A 24,039-nucleotide genomic window follows, 5' to 3' on the forward strand; every position below is an offset into this window, starting at 1 on the left:
GCAGACGGCCCCGGTTCGTCCGGTGGCGGCGGGGTCTTCGGCCCCTGGTCTGTCGGGTTGTCGTTTGCAGCAAGGTGGGGGCGCCGGTCAGGCGCCCCCGGGGTCCGGGATCAACGGAACGGGGCCGCGTATTGCAGGCCGCCCTGGGTCCACAGCGCGTTCAGGCCGCGGGCCAGGTTGATCGTGGTGCCTTCGCCGATGTTGCGGGCAAAGACCTCGCCATAGTTGCCGACCGCTGCGATGGCGTTCTTGAACGCATCGTTCGACAGGCCGAACTTGGCGCCCATGTCACCGGTCACGCCCAGCAGGCGCTTCACTTCCTCGTCCGAGGTCGAGGCCGCAACCTCATTGACGTTGGCCGAGGTGATGCCCTTCTCTTCAGCGATCAGCAGCGCGAAATAGGTCCAGCGGACCACATCGCCCCAGTTGTTGTCGCCGTGGCGGACGACCGGTCCCAGCGGTTCCTTAGAGATGACTTCCGGCAGGATCACATGGTTTTCCGCATCCGGCATGGTCGCACGGCTGGCAGCCAGGCCCGAGACGTCGGTGGTGTAGGCATCGCAGGCGCCGGCCAGATACTGACGCTGCGCTTCGGAATCGTCCTGCACCGTGACGGGCTGATAGCTGATGTTGTTCTGTTTGAAGAAATCGGCCAGGTTCAGTTCGGTCGTGGTGCCGGTCTGGATGCAGACGGTCGCGCCATCCAGTTCCTTGGCCGAGGAAACGCCCAGATCCTTCTTCACCATGAAGCCCTGGCCGTCATAGTAGTTCACGGCCACGAAGTCGAAGGCCAGTTCGCTGTCGCGGGTCGCCGTCCAGGTCGAGTTGCGGACCAGAAGATCGACTTCGCCTGACTGCAGCGCAGTAAAGCGGGTTTCGCCGGTGGTCGGGACGAACTTGACCTTCGAGGCATCGCCCAGCACCGCCGCCGCCACGGCGCGGCACAGGTCCACGTCGAAGCCGGCCCAGTTGCCGTTCGCATCCGGCGCGCCAAAGCCGGTCAGGCCGGTGTTCGACCCGCAGATCAGCTCGCCACGCGCCTTCACGTCTTCAAGGGTGCCGGCCATGGCAAGGCCCGCAGCCATCGTGGTAGCCGCGAGCGTGCCGAAGAACACGGATTTTTTCATTCTTACCTCTTCCTGAGTAAGCGACCGTTCGCGGGCCGCGTTTTATGGTGCCCCACGATCCCTCGCGGCGGCGAAACTGTTGGAGGTGAGCCTCTCCCAGTGCCGGCCAGTTTCATAGAAAGCGGTTTGAAAGGTCAAGCGGCTCGGGTCAGAAACAGGAAAAACGCATGATTTCGGTGGCTTGCGCGGGCCATTCGACCTGTGCAAACCGGCCTGCCCAGGATTTGGGCAAACTTGTTACCCGCACAATCCGAAGAATCGCTCGGCGCGCAGGAAGTCGGCCTTCTTCTGCGCGGCGATTTCAGCTGCCTCTTCGTCCTCGCCCCACTCGGCGATCTGCCAATCCTCGTCGATCCGGGAAAGCGTCCAGGCCTCTTCCGCCGCCAGACGCCCGCGGGCAAGGGCAAGCGCGATGACCAGCGAGCCCGAGAGTGCGACAAGGTCATGGAATGCCGCCAGCTGGAACGGCGTCAGGGCCCTGACCGCCCGGTGCAAGGCGGCAAGGCTTGCATCGGCCTGCGGCCGGTGCATCACCCCGGCAGTCGCAACCAGCGGGGCGGCAAGCTCGTCGGCGGCCCAGCCTAGCAGGGGATCCCAGCATTCGGCCTGTCGCGCGGCAAGGCCCGCGGGCCGCTCGGCGCGATAGCAGATCAGGTCCGACCCGCCGTATTCCGCCAGCATGGCCGCCACCGCATCGAACTGCGGCGCGACCTTGTCGATTGCCGAGTTGGCCATCCGGGTAAAAGGCATCCGCGCAGGTTCGACCTTGCCCTCCACCGCCTGCCATTCGGCACCGATCTCGCGCGCCAGCGCCTCGGTCGGCAAGACCAGCGGCGCCTTGAGCGGCGTGCGCACCGGCCTGCCGTCCAGATGCACGGTGAAGCCACCGTCGGCCGACGCGACGCCGACAGCAGTCCAGAAGCGGCGCGGGGTCCAGACGCTCACCTGATCACCTCGAACGGGTCGGCGGGGACATCGTCCTCTTTCCAGTCCAGAAGTTTCCAGGTGCGCGCCATGTGGTCGGGCAACGGCGCGGTGAAGGTCATCAGCTTCTTCGTGACCGGATGTTCGATGGTAAGACTGCGCGCATGCAGGTGCAGCTTCTTCGACAACTCTCCCCCGACCCCGGCACCCCAGCCGTCACCCAGGTTCTCGGACTGGCTGCCACCGTATTTCGTGTCGCCAAGAATCGGATGGCCGATCTCGGCCATGTGGGCACGCAGCTGGTGGGTGCGGCCCGTGACCGGCTCCAGCGCCATCCACGAAAGGCGGTTCCCAAGGAACCAGAGCGTGAAATAGTCGGTATGGGCGCGCTTGGCCTCGGGGTGGTCGGCCATCTTCGCCGGATGGACGCAGAGCATCTTCTCGCCCTCGCCCCCCCTGCCCCGGCCTGGCGCCTTTTCAAGCGCGAACTTGATCGAGCCCTGCCGGGGGTTCGGAACGCCGGCGACGACGGCCCAGTAGATCTTGCGCGCATTGCGGTGACGCAGCGCCTCGGACAGGGCGCGGGCCACCCGATCGGTCCGGGCAAGCATGAGGATACCCGAGGTGTCCTTGTCCAGCCGGTGAACCAGCTTCGGCTTTTCCTTGTAACCGAATTTCAGCGCCTCGGCCAAAGCGTCCACATGCCGCTCGCCCTGCCCGCTGCCGCCTTGCGACGGCAGGCCCGGGGGCTTGTTCAGGACGATCAGATGCTCGTCCCTGTAAAGGACCGCGGCCTGGATCATCTTCGCATCCGCCGCGCTGATACCCTGCGGGCGCGGGTCCGGCGGCGGTCCGGCGGGCGGCAGCGGGGGCACGCGCACGACCTGGCCCGGCGCCACGCGGTCCGAGGCCTTGACCCGCCCCTTGTCCACCCGCAATTGCCCGGTGCGGCACATCTTCTCGACCGCGCCTTGCGTCAGATGTGGAAAGCGGCGGCGCAACCACTTGTCCAGGCGCTGCGCGCCCTCGTCCTCGGTCACGGTCAGGAACTGGACGCTCATGCCAGCGCCCTCGCCACGGCAAGGCCGGCGACGATGGCCGACAATGACAGGACGACCGACACCACAACATAGGCCAGGGCAAGTTCGTGCTGGCCGCGTTCCCACAGGCTAAGGGTGTCCAGCGAGAAGGCTGAAAAGGTTGTGAACCCCCCAAGAATGCCGGTCATCAGAAAGGGCGCGAACTGATTGCCGCCCTTGCGCGCAAGCACGACGACCAGAACCCCCATCAGGAAAGAGCCGATGACGTTCACGATGACCGTGGCATAGGGAAAGCCTGGCCCGATCCAGCGCATCGTGCCGACGTTGGTCAGATAGCGCAAGCTTGCGCCGATGGCGCCGCCAAGGGCGACCTGGATCAGGTTGTGGAACATGCGCCCCCTTTGCGTCGCGGCGGCCGGATTGTCAATCTGGCAAGGAAGTTCCGAAAAATTCCTGCGCCACGGCTGAAACGCCGATAAATGGCGCGCGGTGCGGCGATTGGCGCTATCCCTGCTGCCGTTTTGCCCGCAGCTTTGCGAAATAGTCCACGCGCTTCTTCAGCTCGCGCTCGAAACCGCGTTCGGGCGGCAGATACCAGACCGGCCGCTTCATGCCTTCGGGGAAGTAGTTCTGGCCAGAGAAACCATCCTCGGCATCATGGTCATAGGCATAGCCCGCGCCATAGCCCTGATCCTTCATCATGCGGGTCGGCGCATTCAGGATGTGCTTCGGCGGCATCAGGCTGCCGGTGTCCCGTGCCGCCGCGCGGGCGGCCTTGTAGGCGACATAGACCGCGTTCGACTTGGGAGCCAGCGCCAGATAGACCACCGCCTGCGCCAGCGCGAGTTCGCCTTCCGGGCTGCCCAGCCGCTCATAGGTCTGCCAGCTGTCCAGACACACCGCCTGTGCCTGTGGGTCAGCCAGCCCGATGTCCTCAACCGCCATGCGGGTGATGCGGCGGGCAAGGAAGCGGGGATCCTCGCCCCCCTCCAGCATGCGCGCGAACCAGTACAACGCGGCATCCGGGTCGCTGCCGCGGACCGATTTGTGCAGGGCCGAGATCAGGTTGTAATGTTCGTCGCCCGACTTGTCGTATTTCGCCGCCCGCCGCATCAGTCGTTGCGCCAGCTGCTCACGGTCAAGCGGCATGTCCACCTTCCAGGCAGCGACCTGTTCGATCAGGTTCAGCAGCGCCCGCCCGTCGCCATCGGCCATTTCCAGCAAAGCCTCGCGCGCATCGCCCCTCAACGGCAGGGGGTGTCCAAGCTCTTTCTCGGCCCGTTGTGCCAGGCGCTCCAGATCGGACAGGGAAAGACGTTCCAGCACGATCACCTGAGCGCGGGACAGAAGCGCCGCATTCAGCTCGAAGCTGGGGTTTTCCGTGGTGGCCCCGACAAGCAGGATCGTGCCGTCTTCCATATGTGGCAGGAAGCTGTCCTGCTGCGCCTTGTTGAACCGATGGATCTCGTCCACGAACAGAAGGGTGCCCTGGCCATTCTGGCGGCGCAGCTTCGCGGCCTCGAACACCTTGCGCAGCTCTGGCACCCCGGTGAAGATCGCGCTGATCTGGACGAAATGCAGGTCGGTTTCATCGGCCAGCAGGCGGGCGATGGTCGTCTTGCCCACCCCGGGCGGCCCCCAGAGGATGAGTGAGGACAGTGATCCTGCGGCCAGCATCGCCCCCAGGGGACCGTCACGGGACAGAACCTTTTCCTGTCCGATCACCTCGGCCAACGCCTTCGGCCGCAAGCGATCGGCCAGCGGGCGCGGGCCACTGTCAGGACGGGTGGAGGGCATGTCGAAAAGGTCGGCCATCCCGCCACCTTACCCGGGCGCGAAGCCGGACTAAAGCCGGAAGCGCAGGCGCAGGGGCTGGCCCTGGCGGATCAGGTCAATCTGCCAGCGGCGCGTGGCTTCGCGGGCCAGATCCAGCGCATCGGCAGGGGTGGTGACCCCATACCCGTTGATCCCGACCAGGATGTCGCCCGGCTGCAGGCCGACCTCGCGGGCAAAATCGCGGACCCCAAGCACCACCACCCCGGTCGCATCCAGCGGCAGGTTCATTTCGGCGATCACGGCCGGGTTGATCCGCGCCAGCGTTGCCCCGCGCAGGATCACATCCTCGGTCACGGTCAGCGTATCCCGCGGCGGATCTTCGGGCGCAGGCGCGAGGGTCACCTCGGCCTCGACCTGCGCGCCGTCATGGACATAGGTTACCGGCTGCGGACCGGGGCCCAGCACGGCAAGACGATACATGAACTCCTGCGGCGTGTTCACCGGCGCCCGGCCGAGCGACAGCACGACATCACCGTCCATCAGACCTGCCGCGGCAAAGGGACTTTGCGGGTGAAGCCGGGTAATCATCACTCCAAGCGGCCGGTCCAGCCCCAGGGCCTCGGCCAGCGAGCCATCGACCTCTTGCGCCTGCATGCCCGCCCAGGGGCGGGTGAACCGCTTAGCTCCCGCCTTGGCCTGGGCCACCACCACCGCGACCAGGTTTGACGGCACGGCAAAGCCGATCCCGTTCGACCCGCCGTCCTTGGTCAGGATAGCGGTGTTGATCCCCACCAGCCGCCCCGCCATGTCGACCAGTGCGCCGCCGGAATTGCCGGGGTTGATCGGCGCATCGGTCTGCACGAAATAGCCGGTGCCGTCGCCCACCTGCAGGGCCGACCGCGCCAGCCCCGAGATGATGCCGGAACTGACTGTCTGGCCCACGCCGAAGGGATTGCCGATCGCCAGCACCAGATCGCCGACCTGAAGCGCGTCGCTGTCGCCGATGGCCAGCGCCGGCAGCAGCTCGTCGGCCTGCACCTTCAGCACGGCCAGATCGCTTTGCGGATCGTCCAGCAGCACCTGTGCCGCGTATTCCCGGCGGTCGGCCAGCACCACGCGGATGTCGGTAGCGTCTGCCACGACATGATGGTTCGAAACCACGATGCCGTCGGCCGAGACGATGACACCCGAACCCAGCGAGTTTTCCACTCGTGCCGGCCCTCCCATGCCCTGGAAGAACTGGTCGAAGAAGGGGTCACCTGCAAAGGGATTGCTGCGGTCCTGCACCAGCTGGCGGGCGTAGATGTTCACCACGGCCGGCGCGCTTGATCGCGCAACGGGCGCAAAGGACAGGGCAATCCCGGCACGATCCGTTGGCACCACCGTCTCGGTGGCGCCGGGAACGGCGATCGCCAGGGTCAGAAGCAGGGCTGACAGCATGCGGATCATGGCACGGACCTTCCAGTCACGACAGCGCGCTTCTGCACCCTTTCGGGGCTGCAGGGCTTGGGTTTTGCAGCGCTCCGCCGGCGGCGCGGCAGACACGGGCGGTGCAAGCGCATGACACGTCCTAGTGCAGCTTCGTGGCCATGCTGATCGTCACGCAGACCGACCGGGTTCCGCCCGCATCGAAAACCGGACCGCAGGGTATGCAGTCAAGGCCAACCCGGCGCGCAAGACGCGGCGAATGTTCCGGGATGATACCCAGAAGCGTCGTGGCCCCCAACGCACGGGCCGAGATCACCATCTCGTGGATCAGCTGCATCTGAACCCGCAGACGATCGGCCGCGGGCACATCGTTCGACACGAAGACGCGGCTGGATTCCCAGATGTGCGGATCGACGGGTGCTTCGAAATTCATCAGATCCCGCGGGATGGTTTCAAGCAGCCCACGCTGCGCATCCCGGATCATGTAGGTATATATGCCGCATTTGTGGGTGGTCGGCGTCAGCCGGACCCCGGCCAGAACCTCGCCATCCTTGTGGACGCAAACCCAGCGGCTGGCCGGCGTGTCATACTGGTCGAACTCCATCCCGTTCGCTTCGGGAAGATCCCACCGGTTGTTCTGGATGAAGGTCCGGTGCCTTGCCCGGAACATGTTGGCGAACAGCTCGCCGTGGTTGTGCAGGTTGTCGTAGGACAACGTGATCGCTTGCATTTCCGTCTCTCCTTCTTCTGGTTCAAGAACCCTTCGAAGGGGACGGCACCCGTCACAGCAGCCGATATTCCCGTGCCTTCCGGATCGCCTCCGATGTGGTGCGGGCCTCCAGACGGACCTTCGCCGACTGAAGCCGCGCCTTGAAGGCACTTTCCGTAATGCCAAGCTTTTCCGCCGCCGCTGCGTGCCTGTCCCCGTTGGCAAGACATTGCAGCGCCTCGATCTGCGCTTTCGTCAGTTCGGAGGGCGGCTTTGCCTCGATATGCAGCTTGATCGTCAACTCTTTCAGACGTGCAAGTTCATCGTCGTCGAACTCCCGATCCGACCGGCTGATGCCGACGATCGAACGCGAGGTGATCGGTCCGTAGGAAGATACAGCGCCGAACTTCAGGCCATGCGCGGCAGCCTTCTTCATCACGCCGAAAGGATCGGGAAGCGGGATCGAGCTCCATCGCGTGGTGCCCTCGACGCCCACGCCCCAGAACACAAGGGGGTCGCGGAGATAGTAGGAGTGGCTGTTGTAATGTTCGACCCAGGCAGGGGGATAGGAGCTCTTGTAGATCAGCGGAGTTGCAAAACGGATGTGCAGCCCGACCGTGTAGCCCATCGGGGCAAGCTGATCGAGCTGCTCAAGCAGCATGGTGATGGCCTTCCGCTCGGACATGTCGCGCCACGAATCCAACTCGCACGATTCTACCGTGAATTGATCTTGTCCCCTTGCAGCTTCAGTTCAAGCTGTATTGCAGGATTGCGGTCAAAAAGGGGCGAATTTCATGAGCTTGCAGCAAAAAGGCCCGCATCGCTGCGGGCCTTTCGGGTGGATTCGGGCTGCGGGGCTATCAGCTCTCGGCAGCCTCTTCCCGGGCGCGATCGGCTGCACCCTTGGCCGTGGTGTCGCGATCGACGAACTCGATGATCGCCATCGGCGCCATGTCGCCATAGCGGAAGCCAGCCTTCAGGATGCGGACATACCCCCCCTGACGGTCCTTGTAGCGGGGCGCCAGAACGTCAAACAGACGGGAAACGTGCATGTCCTGCTTCAGCTGTGCCGCAGCCTGCCTGCGGGCATGCAGATCGCCGCGCTTGGCCAGCGTGATCAGCTTCTCGATGATCGGACGAAGCTCCTTGGCCTTGGGCAGGGTGGTCTTGATCTGCTCGTGCTCGATCAGCGAGCCGGCCATGTTGGCGAACAGCGCCTTGCGATGTTCGTGGGTGCGGTTCAGGCGGCGATAGCCGCGGGCGTGACGCATGACGGTCTCCTATGGTCGCGTTTTGCTTTGTGTTGCCGCCCGTGCGTTGCGGGCGGCGTCGTTGGGGCGGCTAGCCCAGGGTTTCCCCGGCTTCCCGGGCATTCATCGTAGGGTGCGCTACCGCGCACCCATGCCTTAGAACTGGTCCTCGAAGCGCTTGGCCAGATCCTCGATGTTCTCCGGCGGCCAGTCCTCGACATCCATGCCAAGGTGCAGGCCCATGCTGGACAGCACTTCCTTGATCTCGTTCAGCGACTTGCGGCCGAAGTTCGGGGTGCGCAGCATCTCGGCTTCGGTCTTCTGGATCAGGTCGCCGATATAGACGATGTTGTCGTTCTTCAGACAGTTGGCCGAGCGCACCGAAAGCTCCAGCTCGTCCACCTTCTTCAGCAGCAGCGGGTTGAACTCCAAGCCGCTGTCGATCTCGCCAGCCTTGGCGGATTCCGGCTCCTCGAAGTTGACGAAGATCGACAGCTGATCCTGCAGGATGCGTGCGGCGTAGGCCACCGCGTCCTCAGGCGTCAGCGAACCGTCGGTTTCAACCTTCATCGTCAGCTTGTCATAGTCCAGCACCTGGCCCTCGCGGGTGGGTGTGACCTCGTAGCTGACCTTCTTGACCGGCGAATAGATCGCGTCGATCGGAATCAGGCCGATCGGTGCATCTTCCGGGCGGTTCTTGTCGGCTGCGACATAGCCCTTGCCGGTGTTGACCGTCAGTTCCATGAAGACGTCGGCGCCGTCGTCCAGGTGGCAGATGACGTGATCCTTGTTCAGGATCTCGATGCCGTTCGATTCCGAGATGTCGCCAGCCGTCACCACGCCCGGACCCTTGGCCGAGATCGTCAGCCGCTTCGGCCCCTCGACCTCCATCTTCAGGCTGACGCCCTTGAGGTTCAGCACTATGTCTGTCACGTCCTCGCGCACGCCCGCCACGCTGGAAAACTCGTGCAGGACGTTGTCGATTTGCACGCTGGTGATGGCCGCGCCCTGCAGCGACGACATGAGCACACGGCGCAACGCGTTGCCCAGCGTCAGGCCGAACCCGCGCTCCAGCGGCTCGGCGATGACGGTGGCGGTGCGCGCGGCATCGGCCCCCGGCTTCACGACAAGCTGCGTCGGCTTGATGAGTTCCTGCCAGTTCTTGTGGATCATTCTGAAGCCCCTATTCCTGTCCGTGGCCAATGTCCGAAAGCCGGCGGACGCCCGAGGATCGTAAACGACGAAAACCGGGCCGCGAGGAGATGGCTCCCCGCGGCCCGGCAGAAAACAATGTCTCAGACGCGGCGACGCTTCGGCGGGCGGCAGCCGTTGTGCGCCAGCGGGGTCACGTCGCGGATCGAGGTGATCTGGAAGCCCACGGCCGCAAGCGCCCGCAGCGCTGATTCACGGCCCGAACCCGGGCCCTGCACTTCGACCTCAAGCGTGCGGACGCCGTGTTCCTGCGCCTTGCGACCCGCATCCTCGGCAGCCATCTGGGCGGCGTAGGGCGTCGACTTCCGGCTCCCCTTGAAGCCCATGGTGCCCGACGACGACCACGAGATCGCGTTGCCCTGCACGTCCGAGATCAGGATCTTGGTGTTGTTGAACGAAGAGTTCACATGCGCCACGCCGGCGGCGATGTTCTTGCGCTCTTTCTTCTTGCCGCGGACGACCTTGGTATCGCGTGCCATCTTTCAGCCCCCTTATTTCTTCTTGCCGGCAATGGCCTTCGCGGGGCCTTTGCGGGTGCGGGCGTTGGTGTGGGTGCGCTGGCCGCGGACCGGCAGGCCCTTGCGGTGACGCAGTCCGCGGTAGCAGCCGAGGTCCATCAGACGCTTGATATTCATGCTGACCTCACGGCGCAGATCGCCCTCGACGGTCAGGTTGGCGTCGATGTATTCGCGGATCGCCAGCACCTCGGCGTCGGTCAGCTGATTCACCCGGCGGGCGCGGTCGATGTTCAGCGCCTCGCAGATGGTTTCGGCCGTGTGCGGCCCGATCCCGGTGATGTAGGTAAGCGCGATCGGAACCCGTTTCGCGGTCGGAATGTTGACGCCAGCAATACGTGCCACGCGTATCGTCCTTTTCTGTTGCGGTTCCGTAATGCCAGAACCTTTTTTCACAACTCCGCCAGGGGCGTTGCCCCGACGATCCGAACTTCCAATCAGGAAGGCCCGCAAGGCGATTCCACCGCGGGACGCCGTGCATTAGGGGCTTTTGCCCGGCCCGTCAAGGGCACGGATGACATTCTTCAGGTTTTGTCAAGAACCCGGTCGATGGCATCGGCAACCTGGCCCACATCGGCCAGCCCATCAACGGCAGACAGCAGCCCCTTGGCGTAATAGTAACCGATCAGGGGCGACGTCTTCTTGTAATATTCCATCAGTCGGGTCTTGAGGGTTTCCTCGTTGTCATCCGCCCGGCGCTTCAGGTTCGTGCTGCCGCAGACGTCGCAGGTTCCTGCAACCTTCGTCGGGCGGGTGACATCATGATAGACCGCACCGCAGTTGCCACAGGTGAAGCGTCCGGTGACCCTCGCCACCAAAGCCGCATCATCCACCTGCATCTCGATCACGGCATCAAGCTTCTGCCCCATCCGTTGAAGGAGCTCACCCAGCGCATCGGCCTGTCGGAGCGTGCGCGGAAACCCGTCGAAGATGAAACCGCCTCTCGCGCCCTCGTGCAGCTTCGCCTCGATCAGGCCGATCACGATCTCGTCCGTCACCAGCTCGCCCCGGGCCATGATGCCTTCGACTCGCTTGCCCAGCTCGGTGCCCTTGGCAATCGCTTCCTTCAGCATGTCGCCAGTCGAAAGCTGCACCATGCCGCGCGTCTGTTCCAGCCGCTTTGCCTGCGTTCCCTTGCCCGCGCCGGGCGGCCCCAGAAGGATGATGTTCGCCATAGGATCAGCGCCGTGCAGGAGCCTTGGGCGCGCCAGTCTTCTTCTTGCCGCGCAGCTGCGATTTCTCGATCAGGGCCTCATACTGGTGCGCCAGCAGATGCGACTGGACCTGCTGGATCGTGTCCATCGTGACCGAGACCACGATCAGCACCGAAGTACCGCCGAAATAGAAGGGGATCCCCAGTTCGGCAATCAGCACCTCGGGCAGGAGGCAGACCGCAGCCAGATAGGCCGACCCCAGCACGAGGATGCGGTTCACCACATATTCCAGGTAGTCCTCGGTCTTCTTGCCCGGCCGGATACCCGGGATCGACGCGTTCTGATTCTTCAGGTTCTCGGCCACATCGTCCACCTTGAACGCCACGTTGAAGGTGTAGAAATAGGCGAAGAAGATGATCATCACCGCCAGGAACAGAAGATGCAGCGGCTGGCCGTAGCCCAGATTCGCCGCCAGCCAAGACAGAACCGGATTTGTCCCCCCGCCAGAGAAGGTGCTGACGGTCGTCGGCAGCAGCAGGATCGACGAGGCGAAGATCGCCGGAATCACCCCAGCGGGGTTCACCTTGATCGGCAGGTGCGACGACCCACCTTCGTAGACCTTCATCCCAACCTGGCGGCGCGGGTAAAGGATGCTGATCTTGCGCAGCGCGCGTTCCATGAAGACGACGAAGGTGATGACGGCGACAACCATCACAAGGATCCCCAGAATCACCGGGGTTGACAGCGCGCCCGACCGCCCCTGCGCAAGGAACTGGGCAATGGCTGCGGGGATTTCCGCAACGATACCGACAAAGATGATCAGAGAAATCCCGTTGCCGATACCGCGTGCGGTGATCTGTTCGCCCAGCCACATCAGGAACATCGTGCCGCCGACCAACGTGATGACACAGGCGGCAACAAAGAACGGACCCGGAGAATGGGCCAGCCCGCCTGCCTGGATCGACATGGCAATGCCATAGCCCTGAAGGATCGCCAGCGCCACCGTGCCGTAGCGGGTGTACTGGTTCAGCTTCTTCCGACCCTGTTCGCCCTCCTTGCGCAGCTGCTGCCAGGGCGCATACATCGTGGCCAGAAGCTGCACGATGATCGAGGCGCTGATGTAGGGCATGATCCCCAGCGCGAAGATCCCCATCCGGGCCAGTGCGCCACCGGTGAACAGGTTCAGCATCCCCCCGACTGTCTGCGACGCCTGGGACATGAACTCCCGCAGGGCCTGGCCGTCGATTCCCGGCACCGGAATATAAGTGCCAAGCCGGTAGACGATCAGCAGGCCGATGGTGAAGAAGATGCGTTGGCGCAGGTCGGTTGCCTTGCCCAGCGCACTCCAGCTGAGGTTGGCGGCCATTTGCTCTGCAGCAGATGCCATGTCGGGTCTCTTTCAGGGCAAGCGCCGCCAGACCGTTCTCCGGTTGGCGGCGCGGGAAAACTGGAAGCTGATGTAAGCGACCTTCCGGCCGCTCACAATGGCTATTTGATCGCCTCCGCGCCCGGGGCCCTATTCGGCCGCAGCCGCAACCGGCGCCAGAAGCGTGACGCTGCCGCCCGCCTTTTCCACCGCTGCCACCGCCGAGGCCGAAGCGCCGGTCACGACCAGCTTGACCTTGGACGTGATCTCGCCCTTGGCCAGCACGCGGATGCCGTCGCGCTTGTTCGACGTGACACCGGCCGCGACCAACGCGTCCTCGGTGATATCGGCCTTGGCGTCCAGCTTGCCGGCGGCGATGAACTTCTCGATCATCCCGAGGTTCACGACCGCGTAGTGCAGCTTGTTCGGCTTGTTGAAGCCGCGCTTCGGCAGGCGGCGATAGAGCGGCATCTGGCCGCCTTCGTAGCCCCCCAGAGCAACGCCCGACCGGGACTTCTGGCCCTTGATCCCGCGCCCGGCGGTCTTACCCTTGCCCGAGCCCGGACCACGCGCCACGCGCTTCTTCTTCTTGGCCGCGCCTTCGTTGTCGGCGAGTTCATGCAGTTTCATGTCGCAATCTCCTTGGCCGGAATATCCCTACCTGCGACGGATGGGGACAACACGGCTTTTCTTGTTGATTCCAGTGGCACCAGCAGGCCACCGCGGGCCGATACACGACCCCGGGCCACTTGGCAAGGCTATGGGGCCTCGATGGCAGCCGGATAGCTGCCCGAGGCATCGTGCCTTTCCTGGCCGGTCAGCGCCGGGGTGAAGACACAGATGATCCTGAGGTCGGTGTCGGCCCGCAACAGATGCGCCTCGTGCTTGTCCAATACATAGACCGTGCCGGGACCGAGCGGCCAGCTCTGCCCGGTGGCCACATTGGTCACAGCCCCCTGCCCCTCGATCACGTAGTTGGTCTCGACGTGGTGCTTGTATTCCAGATGTTGCTCGGTCCCGGCCTTGCAGACCGTGTCGTGCAGCGAATAGCCAAGCCCGTCAGACGCCAGCAGGATGCGGCGGCTTTCGAAGGCATCGCCCTTCACGTGTGCCGGCGTGTCAAGGATGGAGGAGAGGGTGCGGACGATCATGGCGGCTCCATTAAGTAAGTGGCTGGCCGTCAAAGCCTAGCCGGCAAGGAACGACCGGGCCAATCCATGCTTTGCGCCAAAGTGTGGTCTTGCGGCCAACGGCAAAACGCCCCCGCGTTTCCGCGAGGGCGTTCTGTGCTCCAGCAGTCGGCGGGCAGATTGCCCACCCTACGGCCGACGGTCGCTTACCCGCGCTCTTCGATGATCTGGACCAGGTGGCTGATCGAGTTCACCATGCCGCGCACCGAGGGGGTGTCCTCCAGCTCGCGGGTGCGGTTCAGCTTGTTCAGGCCGAGGCCCTTGAGCGTCGCGGTCTGCACGGCCGGACGGCGGGCGGCCGAGCGGATCTGCTTCACGACGATGGTTTTCTTCTTGTCAGCCATGCTCAGGCCTCCACGGTATCAGTTTCGGGCTTCCGAAGGATCTCGGCCACCTTCTTGCCACGACGCGACGCAACCGAACGGGGCGAAGCTTCGCGCTTGAGCCCGTCGATGGTGGCGCGGATCATGTTGTAGGGGTTCTGGCTGCCGATCGACTTGGCGACGACATCCTGCACGCCAAGCATCTCGAACACGGCGCGCATCGGACCGCCGGCGATGATCCCGGTACCGGCGACAGCGGAACGCATCACCACCTTGCCCGCGCCGTGGCGGCCTTCCATGTCGTGATGCAGCGTGCGGCTGTCCTTCAGCGGCACGCGGATCATGCTGCGCTTGGCCTGCTCGGTCGCCTTGCGGATCGCTTCCGGCACTTCCTTGGCCTTGCCCTTGCCAAAGCCGACACGGCCGCGCTGGTCGCCAACGACCACCAGGGCCGCAAAGCCGAAGCGCTTGCCACCCTTGACGGTTTTCGAGACGCGGTTGATCGCGACCAGACGGTCGGCGAATTCCGGGGTTTCTTCGGGCCGGTTGTCGCGACGGTCGTCACGACGCTCCCGGCGGTTCTCACGTTCTGCCATCTGGCAATTCCTTCGTGGTGGCGCACTTCGCGCCGTTGCAGCCAATCCTGGTGCCCCCGGTCTGGCCGGGAACCCGGATCATCGGGGCGGCACGGATGCCGCCCGCCTTGTTCAATCTGCCCGCCTGCGCGGACGGGATCAGAACTTCAGGCCGCCTTCGCGGGCGGCATCGGCAAGCGCCTTGATCTTGCCGTGGAACAGGAAGCCGCCACGGTCGAAGTAGCACTCTTCCACACCGGCCTTCTTTGCCCGCTCGGCAATCGCCGCGCCGACCTTGGCCGACGCTTCCAGGTTGTTGTTGCCGACGACGCCAAGTTCCTTCTCCAGGCTCGACGCCGAAGCAATGGTCACACCCTTCACGTCGTCGATCAGCTGGACGCTGATGTTCTTCGAAGAACGGTGCACCGACAGGCGCAGGCGGCCATGCGAGGTCGCCTTGATCTTGTTCCGGACGCGCAGGCGGCGCTTGAGGAACAGCTCTCTCTTTTTCAAAGCCATTTTCGCCACCCTTACTTCTTCTTGCCTTCCTTGCGGAAGATGTACTCGTCCTTGTAGCGGATGCCTTTGCCCTTGTAGGGCTCCGGCCGCTTCCACTCGCGGATGTTAGCGGCGACCTGGCCGACCAGTTGCTGGTCGATGCCTTCCACGATGATCTCGGTCGGCTTCGAGGAAGTGACGGTCACCCCCTTCGGCACTTCGAAATTCACTTCGTGGCTGTAACCGAGCGACAGTTTCAGGATGTTACCCTGAACGGCGGCACGGTAGCCGACGCCCTGGATTTCCATCTCTTTCCTGAAGCCGTTCGAGACACCGGTCACCAGGTTCTCGATCATCGAGCGGGTCATCCCCCACTGCTGACGCGCACGCTTGGACAGGCCACGCGGGGTGACCTTCACCTCATCGCCCTCGATGGTGATGGTGACATCGTCGCCCGCAGTAAAGGAACGGGTGCCCTTCGGGCCCTTCACCTCGATGGTCTGGCCGCTGATCGAGGCAGAGGTGCCTTTGACCAGCGTAACCGGTTTTCTGCCGATACGGGACATGCAACCCTCCTCAGAACACGGTGCAAAGCACTTCGCCGCCGACATTGGCTGCGCGTGCGTTTGCATCCGAAAGAACGCCCTTGGGGGTCGAGACGATAGCGACGCCCAGTCCGTTCCGGACCGAGGGAAGCTCGCTGACACCCATGTAGACACGACGGCCGGGCTTGGACACGCGCTTCAGTTCGCGGATCACGGGCTCGCCTTCGTAGTATTTCAGGCTGATGACGAATTCGCCCTGGCCATTGGCCGTGTCGTTCTTTTCGTAGCCACGGATGTAGCCTTCGGACAGCAGCACTTCCAGCACGCGACCGCGCAGCGTCGAGGCGGGGGTCGTCACGGTGGACTTGCCGCGCATCTGGGCGTTGCGGATACGGGTCAGCATATCGCCGAGAGGATCGTTCATGGACATCTGATGCCTCCCTTACCAGCTTGACTTGACCATGCCGGGAATCCGGCCGAACGAGGCCAGGTCGCGCAGCATGATGCGGCTGAGTTTGAGCTTGCGGTAATACGCATGCGGACGGCCCGTCAGCTGGCAGCGGTTGTGGATCCGCGTCGCAGACGAGTTGCGGGGCATCTCGGCCAGTTTCAGAGTCGCCTTGAAACGCTCTTCCATCGGCTTCGACTGATCGTTGATCACCGCTTTCAGCGCGGCGCGCTTGGCAGCATGCTGCTTCACCAGCTTCGCCCGCTTCACTTCGCGGTTCACCATGGATTTCTTTGCCATATCTCAGGTTCCTCGCGGCTTACGACGTGAAGGGCATGTTGAAATGCTTCAACAACGCCTTGGCTTCCGCGTCGGTTTTCGCGGTGGTGCAGATGATGATGTCCATCCCCAGAACCTCATCGACCTTGTCGAAGTTGATCTCGGGGAACACGATGTGCTCTTTCAGGCCCATGGCATAGTTGCCGCGACCATCGAAGCTGTTGCCCTTGACGCCGCGGAAGTCGCGGACGCGGGGCAGCGCCACGTTGATGAGCCGGTCGAGGAATTCGTACATCCGGTCGCCGCGCAGCGTGACCTTGCAGCCGATCGGCATGTCCTCGCGGACCCGGAAGCCGGCGATCGACTTCTTGGCCTTGGTGACCACGGCCTTCTGACCGGCGATCTGCGACAGCTCTTCGGCGGCCTGCTTCACCTTCTTGGTGTCCTTGACCGCCTCACCGACCCCCATATTCAGGACGATCTTGTCCAGCTTCGGGATCTGCATGTCGTTCTTGTAGCCGAATTCCGACTTCATCGCCGCGCGGATCTTGTCCGCATAGACGGCCTTCAGGCGGGGCGTGTATTTCGCTGCATCCAGCATCAGATCACCTCCCCGGTTGTCTTGGCATAACGGACCTTCTTGTCACCTTCCATGCGGAAGCCGACGCGGGTCGGTTTGCCGTTCTTGTCCACGATCGCCAGGTTCGACAGGTCGATCGGCATCGCCTTCGGCAGCCGGCCGCCCTGCGACGCCGCCGATTGCTTCGTGTGCCGGATGGCGATGTTCACACCTTCCACGATGGCCTTGTTTTCCTTCGGGAAGACAGCCGAAATCTCGCCGGTCTTGCCTTTGTCCTTGCCGGTAAGCACGACGACCGTGTCACCCTTCTTCAGCTTGGCAGCCATCAGAGCACCTCCGGAGCCAGCGAGATGATCTTCATGAAGTTCTTGGCCCGCAGCTCGCGCACGACCGGCCCGAAGATGCGGGTGCCGACCGGTTCGCCCTGGTTGTTCAGGATGACGGCGGCGTTGCGATCGAAACGGATCGAGGTGCCGTCTTCACGGCGGACTTCCTTGGCGGTGCGCACGACGACGGCCTTGCGGACGTCGCCCTTCTTCACGCGGCCCTTCGGAATCGCCTCCTTGACCGACACCACGATGATGTCGCCCACGGAAGCATAACGGCGGTGCGAACCGCCAAGAACCTTGATGCACTGCACCCGGCGCGCGCCGGAGTTGTCAGCGACATCCAGATTCGTCTGCATCTGGATCATTTTTTCAGTCTCCCGACCTTCAGGGACGCGCCCTGGGGTTTCGTTCGGGACCGGAGCGACTTACGCGGTAGCGTCGGTCACCACGGTCCAGCGTTTCGTCTTCGAGATCGGCGCGCATTCCTCGATGCGGACCACGTCGCCGACCTTGAACTTGTTCTCCGGGTCATGCGCCCGGTATTTCTTCGACTTGCGGACGGTCTTCTGCAGCAGCGGGTGCTTGAAGCGGCGTTCCACGAGAACGGTGATCGTCTGCTCGTTCTTGTCCGAGGTGACGACGCCTTGCAGGATGCGTTTCGGCATGGCTTTACCCCTTACTTCGCAGCTTCAGCGGCTTTTTGGTTGAGAACGGTCTTGATGCGGGCAACGTCGCGGCGGACGGCACGCATGCGGGCAGTGTTCTCAAGCTGGTTGGTCGCTTGCTGGAAGCGCAGGTTGAAGGCTTCCTTCTTCAGCTGGATCAGGCTGTCGCGCAGCTGGTCCGGCGTCTTCGAACGCAGTTCTTCGGCTTTCATGCCGGTCTTTCCTTTTCACAATCGCCAGTCAGCCCCTGGGTCAGGGTAACTGATCGCCTGGCGGATCAATGACAATCCGCGACGCCCGAGTCGCCCCCGGGAATCGCAGATGCGCCCGTATAGGGGGGAAGTCGGCAGGGGGCAAGGGCAATCGTAGGGTGTGCTCCAGCACACCGGCGGACGGTGCGCTGGAGCACACCTTACAATCCCGCCTTCACGCCCACCCATAGTTGAAGCTGACCGAGATCCGCTCCTCCTCGGACATGTTCATCGGCACCTCGTGGCGCAGCCAGCTTTCCCAGAGGAGAACCTCGCCCACCGCGGGCTTCACATAGACGAACCGCTGCAATTCCTGCGGTGCGGTTTTCAGCGGCACGGGGGCCAGCATCATCATCTGCAGGCGCGGATCCTCCAGCTTCAGCGCAGAGGTCCCCTCCGGCATCGCGACATAGGTCGTGCCCGAGATCACCGAATGCGGGTGGATGTGGCTGGCGTGGGTGCCGCCTTCGGGCAGGATGTTGATCCAGAGGGAGTTGCATTTCAGCTTGCGGTCGCCCAGGTCGAAGCCGAGGTCCGCGCAGAAGGCGGCGACGTGGCGGTCGAGCGCCTTTTCCAGATCGGCGAAGATCGGCATCCGCCACGCCAGATCATTCAGCGAGGCATAGGACGTATAGCCGGGATAGCCGTTCGCCTCGCACCACTCCTGGCCCGCCTCGTCATCCTCGGCGATGGTTTCGCAGGTGATGCGCAACTCGTCGTAATCAACCTTCTTCTTGGCGAGTTCGTTCAGTTTCGCGCGGTAGAGGCGGGTGACGAAAAGGGAGGTGATGTCCGGCATACTGTCCTCGCGGGTGCCCCCCTCCCTCATCCCCCCGCACGAGGGGAGGAGAGGCGCGGGGTGGCCGTTCGATGAAAAAGCCCCCGCCGTTTCCAGCGGGGGCCATGATCGCAGGGTGCGCTACAGCGCACCGATCCTTACCAGTCTTCCTTCGCGACGACGCGGGTCTTGACCGGCAGCTTCATCGCGCCGAGACGCAGCGCCTCGCGTGCTGTCTCCTCGTTCACGCCGTCGATCTCGAACATGATCCGGCCCGGCTTGACCTTGCAGGCCCAATAGTCGGTCGAACCCTTGCCCGAACCCATCCGGACCTCGACGGGCTTCGCCGACACCGGAACGTCCGGGAAGATCCGGATCCAGACCCGGCCCTGGCGCTTCATGTGGCGGGTAATCGCGCGGCGGGCCGCCTCGATCTGCCGCGCGGTGACGCGCTCGGGCTCGGTTGCCTTGAGGGCGAAGGAGCCGAAGTTGATCAGGAACCCACCCTTGGCTTCGCCATGGATGCGGCCCTTGTGCATCTTGCGATACTTGGTGCGCTTGGGTTGCAGCATCTTCTCTACTCCTTACGCCCGTTCGCGGCGCGGACCGCGCGGAGCCGGACCGTCGGCGGATTCGGCCAGACGACGGTCATGCGCCTGCGGATCGTGTTCCAGGATCTCGCCCTTGAAGATCCAGACCTTGACGCCGATGACGCCATAGGGGGTCTGGGCTTCGCTCAGCGCATAGTCGATGTCGGCGCGCAGGGTATGCAGCGGCACGCGGCCTTCGCGATACCATTCGGTCCGGGCAATCTCGGCCCCGCCGAGGCGGCCCGACACGTTGACCCGGATGCCAAGCGCGCCCATCCGCATCGCGTTCTGCACGCCGCGCTTCATCGCGCGGCGGAAGGAGACGCGGCGTTCCATCTGCTGAGCGATCGATTCGGCCACCAGCTGGGCGTCGAGCTCCGGCTTGCGGACCTCGACGATGTTCAGGTGCAGCTCCGACTTGGTGAACTGCGACAGCTTCTTGCGCAGCGTCTCGATGTCAGCACCCTTCTTGCCGATGATCACGCCCGGACGCGCGCTGTGAATGGTCACACGGCACTTCTTGTGCGGACGCTCGATGATCACGCGGCTGATGCCCGCCTGCTTGAGCTCCTGATGGATGAAATCGCGCATCTTCAGGTCTTCCAGCAGCAAATTGCCGTAGTCTTTCGACTCGGCGAACCAGCGGCTGTCCCAGGTGCGGTTGACCTGCAGGCGCATCCCGATCGGGTTAACCTTCTGTCCCATTACGCGGTCTCCCCGGCTTGACGGACCTTGATGGTGATTTCCGAGAACGGCTTCATGATCTTGCCGAACCGGCCACGCGCCCGCGGACGGCCCCGCTTCATCACCAGGTTCTTGCCGACCCAGGCTTCCGCCACGATCAGATTGTCCACGTCGAGGTTGTGGTTGTTCTCTGCGTTGGCGATCGCCGACTGCAGACACTTCTTCACGTCACCCGCGATGCGGCGCTTGGAGAAGGTGAGGTCAGCCAGTGCCTTGTCTACCTTCTTGCCGCGGATCATGCCGGCAACCAGGTTCAGTTTCTGCGGCGACGTGCGCAGCATGCGCAGCACGGCCATCGCTTCGTTGTCCGCCACGCGGCGGGGGTTCTTTTCCGCACCCATGGCTTACTTCCTCTTCGCTTTCTTGTCGGCGGCGTGACCATAGTAGGTCCGCGTCGGCGAATATTCGCCGAATTTCTGGCCGATCATTTCCTCGGTGACGAGCACGGGAATGTGCTTCTTGCCGTTGTAAACGCCGAAGGTCAGACCGACGAACTGCGGCAGGATGGTGGAGCGGCGCGACCAGATCTTGATCACCTCGCCCTTGCCCGATGCCTTCGCCTTCTCTGCCTTCTTCAGCAGATAGCCGTCGACGAACGGGCCTTTCCAGACGGAACGTGCCATGGATTAACGCCCTTTCTTCCTGGCGTGACGCGACCGGACGATGAGCTTGTCCGAAGCCTTCGGCTTGCGCGTCTTGTTGCCCTTGGTGCCCTTGCCCCAGGGAGTGACCGGGTGACGACCGCCCGAGGTCCGGCCTTCGCCGCCGCCATGCGGGTGGTCGATCGGGTTCATCGCGACACCGCGGACCGTCGGGCGAATGCCCTTGTGGCGCATGCGCCCTGCTTTCCCGAAATTCTGGTTCGAGTTGTCGGGGTTCGACACGGCACCAATGGTGGCCATGCATTCCTGACGGACCATGCGCAGTTCACCCGAAGACAGGCGGATCTGGGCATAGGCTCCGTCGCGGCCGACGAACTGCGCATAGGTGCCCGCCGCACGGGCCAGCTGACCACCCTTGCCGGGCTTCAGCTCGACGTTGTGAACGATCGTCCCGATCGGCATGCCGCTGAACGGCATCGCGTTGCCCGGCTTGACGTCGGTCTTGGCGCCGGCGATGACCTGGTCGCCAACGGCCAGACGCTGTGGCGCCAGGATATAGGACAGCTCGCCATCGGCATACTTGACCAAGGCGATGAACGCGGTGCGATTGGGATCGTATTCGATACGCTCAACCGTCGCGGGGACGTCGAACTTGCGACGCTTGAAATCGACCACGCGGTAAAGGCGCTTGGCCCCCCCGCCCTGGTGACGCATGGTGACCCGTCCGAGGTTGTTCCGGCCGCCGGTGCCGATCAGCCCTTCGGTAAGGGCTTTGACCGGACGGCCTTTCCACAGCTCCGAACGGTCGATCAGAACCAGCCCGCGCTGGCCAGGCGTCGTCGGTTTATACGACTTGAGTGCCATGTTTCCTGTCTTCCGTTTGCTTGCACGGGTGTCGCCACCCGGCGGTGAAGGGCTCCGAAGATCCCCGATTTAGCGAAACATGACGGCCCCGGTCTTCCCGGGGCCGCCGTGAGTCGCGCGCCTATTATCAGAGGCCGGTGGTGACGTCGATAGTCTGACCGTCTTCCAGCGTGACATAGGCCTTCTTGCGATCGCTCCGCTCGCCGGGACGGCCGCGGAAGCGCTTGACCTTGCCCTTGGTGATGGTGGTGTTCACCGCCTTCACCTTGACCCCGAAAACGGCTTCGACCGCTTCCTTGATCTGGGGCTTGGTCGCGTCCATGGCGACCTGAAACACCACGGCACCTGCCTCGGAGGCCATGGTGGCCTTTTCGGTGATGACCGGCTTCTGGATCAGGTCGTAGTGCTCCGGCTTCAGGGCCGCAGCGGTCTTGGGTGCCTTGCTCATTTCAGACGCGCCTCCAGGGCTTCGACACCGGCCTTGGTGATGACCAGCGTATCACGCTTCAGGATGTCGTAGACGTTCGCGCCGATGGTCGGCAGGACGTCCACGCCCTCCAGGTTGCGGGCGGCCAGAGCGAAGTTCGCATCGACCGAAGCGCCGTCGATGATCAGGACGCGCTTCCAGCCGAGTTCCGCCTTCATCTTGGCCAGTTGGGCGGTCTTGGCCTCGGCCAGGGTAGCCGCGTCCAGAATCACCAGCTCACCCGCCTTGGCCTTGGCCGACAGTGCGTGCCGCAGCCCGAGGGCGCGAACCTTCTTCGGCAGGTCATGGGCGTGGCTGCGCGGGGTCGGGCCCTTGTAGACGCCACCATGACGGAAGATCGGCGCCTTCTTCGACCCGTGGCGTGCGCCCCCGGTGCCCTTCTGGCGATAGATCTTCTTCGTCGAGTAGGAGACGTCCGACTTGCCCAGCGTCGAATGCGTGCCGGCCTGGGCCTTGGCCCGCTGCCAGCGCACCACGCGGTGCAGGATGTCGGCGCGCGGCTCGAGGCCGAACAGCGCCTCGTCCAGCTCGATCGAGCCGGCCTTCTTGCCGTCCAGCTTGATCACATCAAGTTTCATGCTTCACCCCCTTCGGCGGCAACTTCGGCGGCCGGAGCAGCGGCAGCGGTGCGGATCGCGGCCGGACGCGGCGCGTCCTTCAGCGCGGGCTTCTTGACGGCGTCCTTGATCGTGACCCAGCCACCCTTGGACCCGGGCACAGCGCCCTTGATCATGATCAGACCGCGCTCGGCATCGGTGCGCACCACCTGCAGGTTCTGCGTGGTCACGCGAACCGCACCCAGATGGCCAGCCATCTTCTTGCCCTTGAACACCTTGCCGGGGTCCTGGCACTGGCCGGTCGAACCGTGCGAGCGATGGCTGATCGACACGCCGTGACTGGCGCGCAGACCGCCGAAGTTGTGCCGCTTCATCGCGCCGGCAAAGCCCTTCCCGATCGAGGTGCCGGCCACATCGACGTACTGACCGGCGAGATAATGGTCGGCGGTGATTTCCGCCCCCACATCGATCAGGCAATCCGGCGAGACGCGGAATTCCGCGATCTTGCGCTTCGGCGCCACATTGGCCTTGGCGAAATGCCCGCGCTGCGCGGCACTCGTCCGCTTGGCCTTGGCAACGCCCGCGCCCAGCTGGACGGCGGTATAGCCGTCCTTTTCGACGGTGCGCTGCGCCACGACCTGCAGGCTGTCCAGTTGCAGGACCGTCACCGGAACCTGCTTGCCATCCTCGAGGAACAGCCGGGTCATTCCCAGCTTCTTTGCGATCACTCCAGAGCGCATCGATCTGCCCTCCTCAAACCTTGATCTCGACATCCACGCCGGCGGCGAGGTCGAGCTTCATCAGCGCGTCCACCGTCTGCGGGGTGGGATCGACGATGTCGAGAAGACGCTTGTGCGTGCGGATCTCCCACTGGTCACGCGACTTCTTGTCGATGTGCGGACCACGGAGAACCGTGAACTTCTCGATCTTGTTCGGCAGGGGAATCGGGCCGCGCACCTGGGCGCCCGTCCGCTTGGCGGTGTTCACGATCTCCTGGGTGCTGGCATCCAGCACGCGGTAGTCGAACGCTTTCAAGCGGATGCGGATGGTCTGACCTTGCATCACTGTTTTCCTTTTAGAACATCGGCCTGAGCAATGGCACCCACCCGAGAGGTTCTGTTTCGTTGGTCGGAGGGCGGGCTTCTACAGCCCGCCCGTTCCTATTGCAAGCCGCGATCTAGGCGATGATTTTCGAAACGACGCCTGCGCCGACGGTGCGGCCGCCTTCGCGGA

37 protein-coding genes are annotated in these 24,039 nt (G+C 63.8%); all 37 read right to left on the reverse strand.

The genetic code is table 11. The features are described from left to right. Window positions 1-110: 110 nt before the first annotated feature. The 37 genes from EZM81_RS07930 to rpsJ all read right to left on the reverse strand — a co-directional run bounded on the left by EZM81_RS07930 (window position 111) and on the right by rpsJ (window position 23,868). Complete coding sequence (locus EZM81_RS07930; RefSeq protein ID WP_135449761.1) at window positions 111-1,127, reverse strand: amino acid ABC transporter substrate-binding protein; 1,017 nt, start codon at window positions 1,125-1,127, stop codon at window positions 111-113. 237 nt (window positions 1,128-1,364) lie between these two features. Continuing rightward, window positions 1,365-2,072 (reverse strand): ATP12 family chaperone protein, encoded by a 708-nt coding sequence (locus EZM81_RS07935; RefSeq protein WP_135449760.1) that lies wholly within the window; start codon window positions 2,070-2,072, stop codon window positions 1,365-1,367. Beyond that, the gene (locus EZM81_RS07940; protein WP_135449759.1) at window positions 2,069-3,112 is read right to left on the reverse strand and encodes an RluA family pseudouridine synthase; all 1,044 of its coding nucleotides are present in this window, start codon (window positions 3,110-3,112) and stop codon (window positions 2,069-2,071) included. Before EZM81_RS07940 ends, EZM81_RS07935 begins: the two co-directional genes overlap by 4 nt. Further along, window positions 3,109-3,483: a fluoride efflux transporter CrcB gene (crcB, locus tag EZM81_RS07945; RefSeq protein ID WP_135449758.1), complete on the reverse strand. Its 375-nt coding sequence runs from the start codon at window positions 3,481-3,483 to the stop codon at window positions 3,109-3,111. The genes EZM81_RS07940 and crcB overlap by 4 nt, the downstream gene beginning before the upstream one ends. A 112-nt stretch (window positions 3,484-3,595) precedes the next feature. Then, window positions 3,596-4,906 (reverse strand): replication-associated recombination protein A, encoded by a 1,311-nt coding sequence (locus EZM81_RS07950; RefSeq protein WP_136645359.1) that lies wholly within the window; start codon window positions 4,904-4,906, stop codon window positions 3,596-3,598. A gap of 30 nt (window positions 4,907-4,936) precedes the next feature. Then, a complete protein-coding gene (locus tag EZM81_RS07955; protein WP_136645360.1) occupies window positions 4,937-6,316 on the reverse strand; it encodes a trypsin-like peptidase domain-containing protein in 1,380 nt (459 codons plus the stop codon). Between the two features lie 121 nt (window positions 6,317-6,437). Then, window positions 6,438-7,025 carry an acyl-homoserine-lactone synthase gene (locus tag EZM81_RS07960; RefSeq protein WP_135449755.1) on the reverse strand — a complete coding sequence of 196 codons (588 nt, stop codon included), beginning with the start codon at window positions 7,023-7,025 and terminating at the stop codon, window positions 6,438-6,440. Between the two features lie 52 nt (window positions 7,026-7,077). Further along, entirely contained in the window at window positions 7,078-7,689 is a 612-nt protein-coding gene (locus tag EZM81_RS07965; protein ID WP_135449754.1) for an autoinducer binding domain-containing protein, read from the reverse strand. 175 nt (window positions 7,690-7,864) lie between these two features. After that, window positions 7,865-8,275, reverse strand: a complete 411-nt coding sequence (rplQ, locus tag EZM81_RS07970; protein WP_135449753.1) for a 50S ribosomal protein L17 — start codon at window positions 8,273-8,275, stop codon at window positions 7,865-7,867. A 135-nt stretch (window positions 8,276-8,410) separates the two neighbouring features. After that, window positions 8,411-9,427: a DNA-directed RNA polymerase subunit alpha gene (locus EZM81_RS07975; RefSeq protein WP_135449752.1), complete on the reverse strand. Its 1,017-nt coding sequence runs from the start codon at window positions 9,425-9,427 to the stop codon at window positions 8,411-8,413. Between the two features lie 122 nt (window positions 9,428-9,549). After that, window positions 9,550-9,945: a 30S ribosomal protein S11 gene (gene rpsK / locus EZM81_RS07980; protein ID WP_135449751.1), complete on the reverse strand. Its 396-nt coding sequence runs from the start codon at window positions 9,943-9,945 to the stop codon at window positions 9,550-9,552. 12 nt (window positions 9,946-9,957) lie between these two features. Beyond that, window positions 9,958-10,326, reverse strand: a complete 369-nt coding sequence (gene rpsM / locus EZM81_RS07985) for a 30S ribosomal protein S13 (RefSeq protein WP_135449750.1) — start codon at window positions 10,324-10,326, stop codon at window positions 9,958-9,960. A 179-nt stretch (window positions 10,327-10,505) separates the two neighbouring features. Beyond that, complete coding sequence (locus EZM81_RS07990) at window positions 10,506-11,156, reverse strand: adenylate kinase (RefSeq protein ID WP_136645361.1); 651 nt, start codon at window positions 11,154-11,156, stop codon at window positions 10,506-10,508. 4 nt (window positions 11,157-11,160) lie between these two features. After that, the gene (gene secY / locus EZM81_RS07995; protein WP_135449748.1) at window positions 11,161-12,522 is read right to left on the reverse strand and encodes a preprotein translocase subunit SecY; all 1,362 of its coding nucleotides are present in this window, start codon (window positions 12,520-12,522) and stop codon (window positions 11,161-11,163) included. A gap of 129 nt (window positions 12,523-12,651) precedes the next feature. Continuing rightward, on the reverse strand, window positions 12,652-13,131 hold the full coding sequence (rplO, locus tag EZM81_RS08000) for a 50S ribosomal protein L15 (RefSeq protein WP_136645362.1): 480 nt from the start codon (window positions 13,129-13,131) through the stop codon (window positions 12,652-12,654). 128 nt (window positions 13,132-13,259) lie between these two features. Next, the gene (locus EZM81_RS08005) at window positions 13,260-13,652 is read right to left on the reverse strand and encodes an ectoine synthase (protein WP_136645363.1); all 393 of its coding nucleotides are present in this window, start codon (window positions 13,650-13,652) and stop codon (window positions 13,260-13,262) included. 185 nt (window positions 13,653-13,837) lie between these two features. Then, complete coding sequence (gene rpmD / locus EZM81_RS08010; protein ID WP_135449746.1) at window positions 13,838-14,035, reverse strand: 50S ribosomal protein L30; 198 nt, start codon at window positions 14,033-14,035, stop codon at window positions 13,838-13,840. Between the two features lie 2 nt (window positions 14,036-14,037). After that, window positions 14,038-14,610 (reverse strand): 30S ribosomal protein S5, encoded by a 573-nt coding sequence (rpsE, locus tag EZM81_RS08015; RefSeq protein ID WP_135449745.1) that lies wholly within the window; start codon window positions 14,608-14,610, stop codon window positions 14,038-14,040. A 138-nt stretch (window positions 14,611-14,748) separates the two neighbouring features. Continuing rightward, window positions 14,749-15,108: a 50S ribosomal protein L18 gene (gene rplR, locus EZM81_RS08020; protein WP_136645379.1), complete on the reverse strand. Its 360-nt coding sequence runs from the start codon at window positions 15,106-15,108 to the stop codon at window positions 14,749-14,751. A gap of 11 nt (window positions 15,109-15,119) precedes the next feature. After that, the gene (gene rplF, locus EZM81_RS08025) at window positions 15,120-15,653 is read right to left on the reverse strand and encodes a 50S ribosomal protein L6 (protein ID WP_136645364.1); all 534 of its coding nucleotides are present in this window, start codon (window positions 15,651-15,653) and stop codon (window positions 15,120-15,122) included. Window positions 15,654-15,663: 10 nt separating this feature from the next. Beyond that, entirely contained in the window at window positions 15,664-16,062 is a 399-nt protein-coding gene (gene rpsH / locus EZM81_RS08030; RefSeq protein ID WP_135449743.1) for a 30S ribosomal protein S8, read from the reverse strand. 12 nt (window positions 16,063-16,074) lie between these two features. Then, window positions 16,075-16,380 (reverse strand): 30S ribosomal protein S14, encoded by a 306-nt coding sequence (gene rpsN, locus EZM81_RS08035; RefSeq protein ID WP_135449742.1) that lies wholly within the window; start codon window positions 16,378-16,380, stop codon window positions 16,075-16,077. A 19-nt stretch (window positions 16,381-16,399) separates the two neighbouring features. After that, window positions 16,400-16,960, reverse strand: a complete 561-nt coding sequence (rplE, locus tag EZM81_RS08040) for a 50S ribosomal protein L5 (RefSeq protein ID WP_136645365.1) — start codon at window positions 16,958-16,960, stop codon at window positions 16,400-16,402. Beyond that, the gene (gene rplX / locus EZM81_RS08045) at window positions 16,960-17,265 is read right to left on the reverse strand and encodes a 50S ribosomal protein L24 (protein ID WP_135449740.1); all 306 of its coding nucleotides are present in this window, start codon (window positions 17,263-17,265) and stop codon (window positions 16,960-16,962) included. Before rplX ends, rplE begins: the two co-directional genes overlap by 1 nt. Continuing rightward, a complete protein-coding gene (rplN, locus tag EZM81_RS08050; RefSeq protein ID WP_023666245.1) occupies window positions 17,265-17,633 on the reverse strand; it encodes a 50S ribosomal protein L14 in 369 nt (122 codons plus the stop codon). Before rplN ends, rplX begins: the two co-directional genes overlap by 1 nt. A gap of 60 nt (window positions 17,634-17,693) precedes the next feature. Further along, a complete protein-coding gene (rpsQ, locus tag EZM81_RS08055) occupies window positions 17,694-17,933 on the reverse strand; it encodes a 30S ribosomal protein S17 (RefSeq protein ID WP_135449739.1) in 240 nt (79 codons plus the stop codon). 11 nt (window positions 17,934-17,944) lie between these two features. Then, window positions 17,945-18,145 (reverse strand): 50S ribosomal protein L29, encoded by a 201-nt coding sequence (rpmC, locus tag EZM81_RS08060; RefSeq protein ID WP_128515231.1) that lies wholly within the window; start codon window positions 18,143-18,145, stop codon window positions 17,945-17,947. A gap of 214 nt (window positions 18,146-18,359) precedes the next feature. Further along, complete coding sequence (locus tag EZM81_RS08065) at window positions 18,360-18,983, reverse strand: TIGR02466 family protein (protein ID WP_136645366.1); 624 nt, start codon at window positions 18,981-18,983, stop codon at window positions 18,360-18,362. Window positions 18,984-19,120: 137 nt separating this feature from the next. Then, on the reverse strand, window positions 19,121-19,534 hold the full coding sequence (gene rplP / locus EZM81_RS08070; RefSeq protein ID WP_135449737.1) for a 50S ribosomal protein L16: 414 nt from the start codon (window positions 19,532-19,534) through the stop codon (window positions 19,121-19,123). A 12-nt stretch (window positions 19,535-19,546) separates the two neighbouring features. Beyond that, window positions 19,547-20,257: a 30S ribosomal protein S3 gene (gene rpsC, locus EZM81_RS08075; RefSeq protein WP_135449736.1), complete on the reverse strand. Its 711-nt coding sequence runs from the start codon at window positions 20,255-20,257 to the stop codon at window positions 19,547-19,549. Next, window positions 20,257-20,637 carry a 50S ribosomal protein L22 gene (gene rplV / locus EZM81_RS08080; RefSeq protein WP_135449735.1) on the reverse strand — a complete coding sequence of 127 codons (381 nt, stop codon included), beginning with the start codon at window positions 20,635-20,637 and terminating at the stop codon, window positions 20,257-20,259. Before rplV ends, rpsC begins: the two co-directional genes overlap by 1 nt. A gap of 3 nt (window positions 20,638-20,640) precedes the next feature. Next, window positions 20,641-20,919: a 30S ribosomal protein S19 gene (rpsS, locus tag EZM81_RS08085; protein WP_135449734.1), complete on the reverse strand. Its 279-nt coding sequence runs from the start codon at window positions 20,917-20,919 to the stop codon at window positions 20,641-20,643. Between the two features lie 3 nt (window positions 20,920-20,922). Then, window positions 20,923-21,762, reverse strand: a complete 840-nt coding sequence (gene rplB / locus EZM81_RS08090) for a 50S ribosomal protein L2 (protein WP_135449733.1) — start codon at window positions 21,760-21,762, stop codon at window positions 20,923-20,925. Window positions 21,763-21,889: 127 nt separating this feature from the next. Then, window positions 21,890-22,210 carry a 50S ribosomal protein L23 gene (locus tag EZM81_RS08095; protein WP_135449732.1) on the reverse strand — a complete coding sequence of 107 codons (321 nt, stop codon included), beginning with the start codon at window positions 22,208-22,210 and terminating at the stop codon, window positions 21,890-21,892. Then, a complete protein-coding gene (gene rplD, locus EZM81_RS08100) occupies window positions 22,207-22,827 on the reverse strand; it encodes a 50S ribosomal protein L4 (protein ID WP_135449730.1) in 621 nt (206 codons plus the stop codon). The genes EZM81_RS08095 and rplD overlap by 4 nt, the downstream gene beginning before the upstream one ends. Further along, window positions 22,824-23,546: a 50S ribosomal protein L3 gene (rplC, locus tag EZM81_RS08105; RefSeq protein ID WP_135449728.1), complete on the reverse strand. Its 723-nt coding sequence runs from the start codon at window positions 23,544-23,546 to the stop codon at window positions 22,824-22,826. Before rplC ends, rplD begins: the two co-directional genes overlap by 4 nt. Window positions 23,547-23,559: 13 nt before the next feature. Beyond that, window positions 23,560-23,868: a 30S ribosomal protein S10 gene (rpsJ, locus tag EZM81_RS08110; RefSeq protein WP_023666234.1), complete on the reverse strand. Its 309-nt coding sequence runs from the start codon at window positions 23,866-23,868 to the stop codon at window positions 23,560-23,562. Between the last annotated feature and the right edge of the window lie 171 nt (window positions 23,869-24,039).

Origin of the sequence: Tabrizicola sp. YIM 78059, from assembly GCF_004959785.1 — a bacterium.
GTDB classification, from domain to species: Bacteria; Pseudomonadota; Alphaproteobacteria; order Rhodobacterales; family Rhodobacteraceae; genus Tabrizicola; species Tabrizicola caldifontis.

What these genes read in the sequence shown, in the direction of transcription:
- EZM81_RS07930 (WP_135449761.1), bottom strand. Translation starts at nt 1,127, where the DNA reads ATGAAAAAATCCGTGTTCTTCGGCACGCTCGCGGCTACCACGATGGCT.
- crcB (WP_135449758.1), bottom strand. Translation starts at nt 3,483, where the DNA reads ATGTTCCACAACCTGATCCAGGTCGCCCTTGGCGGCGCCATCGGCGCA.
- rpmC (WP_128515231.1), bottom strand. Translation starts at nt 18,145, where the DNA reads ATGAAAGCCGAAGAACTGCGTTCGAAGACGCCGGACCAGCTGCGCGAC.
- rplC (WP_135449728.1), bottom strand. Translation starts at nt 23,546, where the DNA reads ATGCGCTCTGGAGTGATCGCAAAGAAGCTGGGAATGACCCGGCTGTTC.
- EZM81_RS07955 (WP_136645360.1), bottom strand. Translation starts at nt 6,316, where the DNA reads ATGATCCGCATGCTGTCAGCCCTGCTTCTGACCCTGGCGATCGCCGTT.
- EZM81_RS07965 (WP_135449754.1), bottom strand. Translation starts at nt 7,689, where the DNA reads ATGTCCGAGCGGAAGGCCATCACCATGCTGCTTGAGCAGCTCGATCAG.
- rpsN (WP_135449742.1), bottom strand. Translation starts at nt 16,380, where the DNA reads ATGGCAAAGAAATCCATGGTGAACCGCGAAGTGAAGCGGGCGAAGCTG.
- rpsE (WP_135449745.1), bottom strand. Translation starts at nt 14,610, where the DNA reads ATGGCAGAACGTGAGAACCGCCGGGAGCGTCGTGACGACCGTCGCGAC.
- rpmD (WP_135449746.1), bottom strand. Translation starts at nt 14,035, where the DNA reads ATGGCTGACAAGAAGAAAACCATCGTCGTGAAGCAGATCCGCTCGGCC.
- rplQ (WP_135449753.1), bottom strand. Translation starts at nt 8,275, where the DNA reads ATGCGTCACGCCCGCGGCTATCGCCGCCTGAACCGCACCCACGAACAT.
- rplO (WP_136645362.1), bottom strand. Translation starts at nt 13,131, where the DNA reads ATGAAACTGCATGAACTCGCCGACAACGAAGGCGCGGCCAAGAAGAAG.
- EZM81_RS08095 (WP_135449732.1), bottom strand. Translation starts at nt 22,210, where the DNA reads ATGAGCAAGGCACCCAAGACCGCTGCGGCCCTGAAGCCGGAGCACTAC.
- EZM81_RS08005 (WP_136645363.1), bottom strand. Translation starts at nt 13,652, where the DNA reads ATGATCGTCCGCACCCTCTCCTCCATCCTTGACACGCCGGCACACGTG.
- EZM81_RS08065 (WP_136645366.1), bottom strand. Translation starts at nt 18,983, where the DNA reads ATGCCGGACATCACCTCCCTTTTCGTCACCCGCCTCTACCGCGCGAAA.
- EZM81_RS07950 (WP_136645359.1), bottom strand. Translation starts at nt 4,906, where the DNA reads ATGGCCGACCTTTTCGACATGCCCTCCACCCGTCCTGACAGTGGCCCG.
- EZM81_RS07940 (WP_135449759.1), bottom strand. Translation starts at nt 3,112, where the DNA reads ATGAGCGTCCAGTTCCTGACCGTGACCGAGGACGAGGGCGCGCAGCGC.
- rplX (WP_135449740.1), bottom strand. Translation starts at nt 17,265, where the DNA reads ATGGCTGCCAAGCTGAAGAAGGGTGACACGGTCGTCGTGCTTACCGGC.
- rplD (WP_135449730.1), bottom strand. Translation starts at nt 22,827, where the DNA reads ATGAAACTTGATGTGATCAAGCTGGACGGCAAGAAGGCCGGCTCGATC.
- rplE (WP_136645365.1), bottom strand. Translation starts at nt 16,960, where the DNA reads ATGCTGGATGCAGCGAAATACACGCCCCGCCTGAAGGCCGTCTATGCG.
- rpsK (WP_135449751.1), bottom strand. Translation starts at nt 9,945, where the DNA reads ATGGCACGCGATACCAAGGTCGTCCGCGGCAAGAAGAAAGAGCGCAAG.
- secY (WP_135449748.1), bottom strand. Translation starts at nt 12,522, where the DNA reads ATGGCATCTGCTGCAGAGCAAATGGCCGCCAACCTCAGCTGGAGTGCG.
- rpsQ (WP_135449739.1), bottom strand. Translation starts at nt 17,933, where the DNA reads ATGCCGAAACGCATCCTGCAAGGCGTCGTCACCTCGGACAAGAACGAG.
- rplP (WP_135449737.1), bottom strand. Translation starts at nt 19,534, where the DNA reads ATGCTGCAACCCAAGCGCACCAAGTATCGCAAGATGCACAAGGGCCGC.
- rpsC (WP_135449736.1), bottom strand. Translation starts at nt 20,257, where the DNA reads ATGGGACAGAAGGTTAACCCGATCGGGATGCGCCTGCAGGTCAACCGC.
- rpsS (WP_135449734.1), bottom strand. Translation starts at nt 20,919, where the DNA reads ATGGCACGTTCCGTCTGGAAAGGCCCGTTCGTCGACGGCTATCTGCTG.
- EZM81_RS07960 (WP_135449755.1), bottom strand. Translation starts at nt 7,025, where the DNA reads ATGCAAGCGATCACGTTGTCCTACGACAACCTGCACAACCACGGCGAG.
- rplR (WP_136645379.1), bottom strand. Translation starts at nt 15,108, where the DNA reads ATGGCTTTGAAAAAGAGAGAGCTGTTCCTCAAGCGCCGCCTGCGCGTC.
- rplB (WP_135449733.1), bottom strand. Translation starts at nt 21,762, where the DNA reads ATGGCACTCAAGTCGTATAAACCGACGACGCCTGGCCAGCGCGGGCTG.
- rplN (WP_023666245.1), bottom strand. Translation starts at nt 17,633, where the DNA reads ATGATCCAGATGCAGACGAATCTGGATGTCGCTGACAACTCCGGCGCG.
- rplV (WP_135449735.1), bottom strand. Translation starts at nt 20,637, where the DNA reads ATGGGTGCGGAAAAGAACCCCCGCCGCGTGGCGGACAACGAAGCGATG.
- EZM81_RS07990 (WP_136645361.1), bottom strand. Translation starts at nt 11,156, where the DNA reads ATGGCGAACATCATCCTTCTGGGGCCGCCCGGCGCGGGCAAGGGAACG.
- rplF (WP_136645364.1), bottom strand. Translation starts at nt 15,653, where the DNA reads ATGTCCCGTATCGGCAGAAAACCGGTTACGCTGGTCAAAGGCACCTCT.
- EZM81_RS07975 (WP_135449752.1), bottom strand. Translation starts at nt 9,427, where the DNA reads ATGATCCACAAGAACTGGCAGGAACTCATCAAGCCGACGCAGCTTGTC.
- rpsJ (WP_023666234.1), bottom strand. Translation starts at nt 23,868, where the DNA reads ATGCAAGGTCAGACCATCCGCATCCGCTTGAAAGCGTTCGACTACCGC.
- rpsH (WP_135449743.1), bottom strand. Translation starts at nt 16,062, where the DNA reads ATGTCCATGAACGATCCTCTCGGCGATATGCTGACCCGTATCCGCAAC.